At 42.4% G+C, this 1,525-nt stretch carries 2 protein-coding genes; both read right to left on the bottom strand.

Features of this window, described 5'->3' with window-relative positions:
* Window positions 1-445: 445 nt before the first annotated feature.
* Window positions 446-595, bottom strand: a complete 150-nt coding sequence (locus ACTRWF_RS19590) for a transposase (RefSeq protein ID WP_462836097.1) — start codon at window positions 593-595, stop codon at window positions 446-448.
* 164 nt (window positions 596-759) lie between these two features.
* The coding region (locus ACTRWF_RS19585) for a transposase (protein ID WP_462836096.1) at window positions 760-1,525 on the bottom strand (766 nt) is incomplete at its 5' end.

Here is a 1,525-nt window from a genome sequence, read left to right as displayed (position 1 = left end):
CTTCTCTAGGCACATTGCGTCGTCATGCCCACCTGTCAGAGTCTCTTATAGAAAGGCTATATTCCAGTAATAGCAAGGACTAAACAAGACAGGGATGTTTGTGTGTTAAGATCACTCGTGACTTTTCTATACCCATAGACACAGCCACTTTCTAGCCAAGAATGCTTAATTAACCCCATTAGGCGCTCGTCTTTTAATTGTCGCTTTAATTTCGGTTTATCCACCCATGCATAAAAGCCACTTCGCTGTATTGAGAGCGCCTCACACATGAGTTTTATTGGGTAATTCTTGAGCCTAGTCTTTATGAACGCGTATTTTTCTTTGACTTGCCCGCGAAAAATACGGTGGCTTCCTTTAGGATGTCGCGTTCCATTGTTACGCGTTTAAGCTCTTTTTCTAGCTGCTTAATTCGGTCGGATTGTTCTTGAGACTGCCTATGTTGTTCTTAACTGTCTGGGCCGTAGGCTTTTATCCAGATATACAGCGAACTGCTAGTGACTCCCAGCCTCTCAGACACACTTGCCACCGAATAACCTTGGTCGATAATATGTTTGACGGCTTGTATTTTAAATTCTTCTGTAAATCGTAGAGGCATCTTTTCTCCTTGCTACACATAATTATAAAGCAATTAAGAGTCTAGAGAAGTCTGGTCGATTCAAGGCATGTTTGTGTACTTAGTAGAATACTTAACAAGACAGGCATGTTTGTGTACAGATGTATATATTTTGTGGCCATCTTACTCTCTATTAAACTGCAAGGCTAACCTAATAATCGCATTGCACTTTGTCGGCCTTGAACCCGTTGCTGGTGTTGATTGTGTGCGTATTGCTCTAGGTGAATCACTTTGCCGGCGGCGTGCTTAAAGCAGGTTTCAAACTGCGTGGTTAATGTTATCCAATGTTCTTGTTCAATATTGAGGCGCTCTAAAATAGAGGGTAGGTTATGCTCAACCTTGCCACGCTTGTTTGGGTGAATATATCGGCTGGTTATATCTACAAGCTGTAAGTAGTCTGGAAGAGTAAAAGGTAAACCGTGTGGCATCTCTAGTCTTGGGTTGCCTGCAAAAGGCATAAGTCGTTTAGGTGTTTTGCCGACCCTAGCTGCGTTAATTCGGTATTTAATACTGGTATGGTCTGATGTTTCAGGTGTTTTGGCCATCTTTGCTCGTACTGGGTTTAAATCAACATAAGCCATACAGGCGGCAAGGGCTGACTCATCCAATAGCGCTTGAGATTTAAACCGTCCTTCCCAAAAATGGCCCGTGCAGTCGTCTTCTTTATTAGCTGCCCTAGCAATATATTCATTCAGTGCACGCATAAACCAGCTGATATCAAATAGCCTTTTACGCCATACTTCAGCCGTTAACTCCACCGCTTTAATTTGAATTTCATGTAAATCTTTACGTGAATCTGGTGACATGTAGCGCTGCGAGAGTAATGTGCCTTTGTATAGTTTATGCCAACGTTGAATCACATTTTCAGTACTCAGTGCGTCTGCTTTCTCTTTGTCTACGTGTAATACCAGA

The sequence above is a fragment of the Alteromonas sp. G5_S2_22_S1 genome, from assembly GCF_054968525.1.
The sequence above is the reverse complement of the archived record's forward strand: the minus strand, read 5'-3'. Positions and strand labels throughout refer to the sequence as shown.

Coding starts and splice junctions, on each gene's coding strand:
- ACTRWF_RS19590 (WP_462836097.1), bottom strand. CDS start 595: ATGCCTCTACGATTTACAGAAGAATTTAAAATACAAGCCGTCAAACAT.